At 60.2% G+C, this 4554-nt stretch carries 2 protein-coding genes; one reads left to right on the top strand and one right to left on the bottom strand.

What is annotated here, in order from left to right; all coding sequences use genetic code 11:
- The first annotated feature begins 324 nt into the window (after positions 1 to 324).
- A complete protein-coding gene (locus tag AC1DUU_RS23950; RefSeq protein WP_476785875.1) occupies positions 325 to 1512 on the top strand; it encodes a helix-turn-helix domain-containing protein in 1188 nt (395 codons plus the stop codon).
- 32 nt (positions 1513 to 1544) lie between these two features.
- Here the strand turns inward: AC1DUU_RS23950 and AC1DUU_RS23945 are convergent.
- Positions 1545 to 4554: complex I subunit 5 family protein (locus AC1DUU_RS23945; protein ID WP_476785874.1), on the bottom strand; the 3010-nt coding region annotated here is incomplete at its 5' end.

Raw genomic sequence — 4554 nt, 5'->3', positions numbered from 1 at the left:
CATTGACCTCAGCCGGTGTCGCACAGCCGGCTAAGCCATAAAGTAGGATGGTCGTGGCCGCGCGTACGCCAAATAAGCATGCCGACGACGATGCGGTCCAAATCTCATAATGCATGCTGTTCCACGCTGGTTGCAGACACAGAGATTCTCGTAGCGCGCGCAACGTTGAAACAGATCTTATCTGGCGTTGTAACTAGGAAGGTCCCATAATCGCAGGCGAGATCAGTGGTCAGGAACGAACCTCAAAGTGAGGAGTCGTGGCAAGATGTTTGCCGTGGGGAAGTAGAAAGTCCATAGATCAGGCTGAAAGCGGGGCAGGTGACCATGCATGGTGAAGTATGTCCACTCGCCGCCGGAATGGGAGAGCCGACTGACAGCATCGTGCGTTCCGGATTGACCAGCCAATGGGCGGGAACGAATGAAAGCATTGGATTGCGGCAATCGGCAACATCAATCCGCAAATCTGACGAACCTGTCGAGGTCCTATTGCCCGCTTCTCAGTTGATTATGCCACTTACATTCGACACCAGCCGATTGCCGGGCGAGCATCAATTCGAGGCGTGGCGCGCATATCAGTCATCGGTCATCGACGTTTCGCCGAACTTGTCGGCGAGGGACGGTTTCTGCTTTAGGCAGGACGTATGGGATCTTGGACCGCTGGCGTTTACGACCGCGCAAATGCCAGGGCCGCTTGTGCCGCGAACGTGGCGGCATCTGCGCAAGGATCCGCTGGACCATTGGTGCCTGGTGCTGCCCGAGAGCCACGCCGCGCGGATCGCCGGCAATCAACCAAAGCAACTCTATATCCGCTCACTGGCGCGGCCCTATGAAGGGAAGGCGGCCGACAGCAGCGTATCTACCATGTTCATACCGCGCGACCTTTTGCGTCCCATTTCGGGCGTGCTGGACAGCCATGGCGGAACCCTGCCGTCGGCAGGGCTAGGGGGCCTTCTGTATGACTTTCTGATAGCTCTGGAGCGGCGTCTGCCGATGGTCGAGGCCAAGGACCTGCCGCAACTGATAGAGGGCATTCGCGCGCTTATCGTCGCCTGTATCGCGCCGACCTCTGATCGGCTTCGAGAGGCGAGCGAGCAGATAGCGACGACCGTACTTGAGCGCGTGCGCCAGACGATTCACCGGAATCTTCGCGCGCCCAATCTTGGCCCGACCATGCTTTGCAGCCAGCTCGGTATTTCGCGCTCCAAGCTCTACCGGTTGTTTGAACCCATGGGCGGCGTGGGACGCTATATCCTGAGGCAGCGGCTGATTGCGGCGCATGAAGCTCTGTCGGACCCATTGGAGAAGCGGAGTGTCGCGGCGCTGGCTGAAGAGCTTTGCTTTTCTGATGCAGCCAGCTTCAGCCGCGCCTTTCGCAAAGAGATGGGATACAGCCCGAGCGACGTCCGAACCGCGTCGCGCGGCGCCTACCCATCATTTTTCAGGCTGCCTTCGATATTTCAAGGGATGCAACTGGGCGATCTCGGCCAGGTCTTGTGTTACCTTCAGGTCTAGGGATTTGGTGACGGCAGGCAGAGCGGATGGCTTTACGCCGCCGCGACGTAGATCGCGATGACGTAGTAGAGCACGTAGAGGAGATAGGTCTGGCCGTTGCCAGTGTAGAGCCTGCGCATCGAGCCAGCCGCATTGATCGCAAGGCGCGACGAGCCGTTCCAGAACGCGTCCGCCACGGGCAGGATTACTGGGGTTAGGGCGCCTTGGTAGAAACGGTAGAACTGCGCGACGCCAAGCGGCGTGTCATGACTGCGGGCCCGCCGGTAGATCAGCCACGACAGTGTGAACAACAAGGCCGCAGCGGCTGTAGAGGCGACCAACACCGGCACAGGATTCCAGTAGCCATAGATGGTTTCCAGCGACATACCCTGCCAGACCAGCGTCGAGGCGAAATAGGGATCGATTGCTGAGGATACCGGTTCCATGAACAGTTTTGGCAGGAATGACAGCGCCAAGATCGCCAGGACCAATACGAATTGCGGCAAGAGCAACTGCGGCGGCGCCTCACGGACATTCTCTTGCGCCAGTTTGGAGGGTCCGAGGAAGATCGAATAGGCCAGGCGGAACATGTAGAGAAAGCCGATGAAGGTGGCGAGCACGCCGGCGGCCGCGAGCCCATACCAGCCCTTTTCGACCATGGCGCTGAGCAGCAGCCATTTGCCGCCGAAGCCGGCAAGCGGTGGCAGGCCCGACATCGAGATCAGCGCTATGACGACGGCTGCGAAGGTGAGGGGCATTTTCCGCGCCAGGCTGCCATTAGCTTCAAGCATCCTGTTGCCGGTCCGCAGGACGATGCCGGCGACGGCTAGGAAAAGGATGYCCTTGACCATCAAGTGGTTGGCAACGAGGTAGAGTGCCGTCACCCAGCCAAGGTGGCTCATCAGCGCGATTGCCGTGATGATGTAGCCAAGCTGGCTCATGCTGGAATAGGCGAGCAGGCGTTTCATGTCGTTCTGCTGCAAGGCCATGACCGCGCCTGCCACGGTGGTCAGCATACCGATCCAGCCCATGACATGGGCGAGTTCCAGGCCGGTCTCCGAGCGGATGGCGAGGTAAGTAACGATCAACAGTCCAAAGATCGCCACCTTGCTGACGACCGACGACAGCATGGCTGAGAGATCGTCGTCGGCCTCGGTATAGGCGCCGGGCAGCCAGACATGCGCGCCAATGGCGCCGGCCTTGATCAGGAAGCCAAGCGCTAGGAAGACGAAAGCAGCCTCGGCGACAGGGCCCGATGCGCTGCCGAAGGCCGCAAGTGCCGTGGTGCCATTGGCGGCGGTGGCAAGCGCGAAGCCAGCAAGAAGCGAAAATGCCGAGATGAGCGAAAACAACAAGAAGGGCAGGGCGTGGGGATGCGCGTTGCGCCCCTGGGCGATCAGGAAATACGACGACAGCGTGATCAGTTCCCAGCTGAAGAAGAATTCCAGGCTCGTTGAGGATCTCAGCAACGCGGTGATCGAAAGCAGCATGACCGCCATCAGTGGGAAATAGCCTGGGCGGGCATCACTGCGATAGAGAGCGGCCGAAGCGACAACCAGCCCACCCATCAGCAACAGCACCGCGAAAAGCCTGTTGAGGCCATGCAGGTCGCCGATCATCCCATTGCCGACGAGCAGCACCGCCAGAAGCATCAATGTGCATTTCACCCGACCTGGCAGCCAGTCGAGCGCGCAGAGCAGTCCACCGATGCACAGCGGCGCAAACAGCCATAGCGATGCTGCGCCGGCGATGGTCGCGGCGTAGTAACCGCTCGCTGCGAGTATGACAGCCGCGGCCGTGGCGGGTACCAGCGCGCGGACGGTGGGCCGCACCGGAGCCTGGTTGGGCACGGCGCGCGTCGCCTGCTTGAACCAGCTGAACATGTAGGCCGCTTCGAGCAATGACCCCGCCAGGATCAGGACGATCCAGCCATATTGCTGACCATTGGAAAGCTGCATCACCAGCTCCCATTTGGCCCAGAAGCCAGGGAAGGGCGGCAGGCCGGCGATGGCGACCAGAAGCAGGGCCATGACGAGCAGCACAAGCGGACGTCCTGCGATCGCGGACCAGCCTGGCACTTCCGCGCGTCCGACAGCGCCTGCGAGCCAAAACAGGCCTGCCTTGGCGAAAAGGTGATTGACGAACAGGCCACCGACAACGAGCGGCAGCGAGGCCTCGGCGCCGACCTTGTACAGCAGTGCGAGCGCCAGCATCAACAGCCCCATCTGCGCAATGGAGGAGTAGCCGAGCATTCGCTGAACGTTGGTCTGTTTCAATCCGATGAGGTTGGAAATCAGGAAGCTTATGCCGCCTGAAATCGCGATGATGCCGAGCTGGTTTTCGAACAGCGGCAAGAGCTTGAGCAGCGCGAAGAAGACGCCGGCCGAAACACTGCCCGATATCAGGGCGGCAATGCCGCTGGGGGCCGTTTCGTAAACGTCGAGGCCCCAACCGTTTGCCGGGAAGGGCTTGAGCTCGATGATCAGGCACGACAGCACCAGCAGCAGTGCGGTAACGCCGATCGGCCCGGCGATGAGGTCACGCCGCGCGATCATCTCGTCGATATTGAGCGTACTTGTGACGTGATAAAGCAACACCGAACCGAGCAGGAAAAATGTCGAGGCGAGCACCGTCACCATGATGTATTTGAAGCTCGCTGCGAGTGCGGCTGGTCCCCGGTCGAGGCCGAGCAACCCGTAAGTGGCGATCGAGACGATCTCGAGGAACACGAATAAATTGAACAGGTCGCGGGTCATCACCATGCCGTTGATGCCCATGACCAGGATCAGATAGAGCAGCAACGCTGCATAGCTGTCGCGCAGCCGTGACCACAGGTGCCAGGCGCCCAAAAGCGCCGCAACATTGACGCTGAAGGTGAAGATGCCTTCCCATAATCCGAAGCGCAGATTGATCGAGAATGGTGGTGTGCTGCCGGCAGTTAGCACCTCGATCGTTGGGTGGCCGTTGTGAAGCGCCCACAGGTTGGCACCGGAGATCGAGGCGATGCCGACAAGGGCGACTAAGAAGGCTATGGCCGGCAAAGGCTTGGCGATTTTGTAGAGC

The sequence above is a fragment of the Aminobacter sp. P4_H6_2 genome, from assembly GCF_056400805.1.
This window is presented reverse-complemented; position numbering and strand designations above follow the sequence as displayed.

Coding starts and splice junctions, on each gene's coding strand:
- AC1DUU_RS23950 (WP_476785875.1), top strand. CDS start 325: ATGCATGGTGAAGTATGTCCACTCGCCGCCGGAATGGGAGAGCCGACT.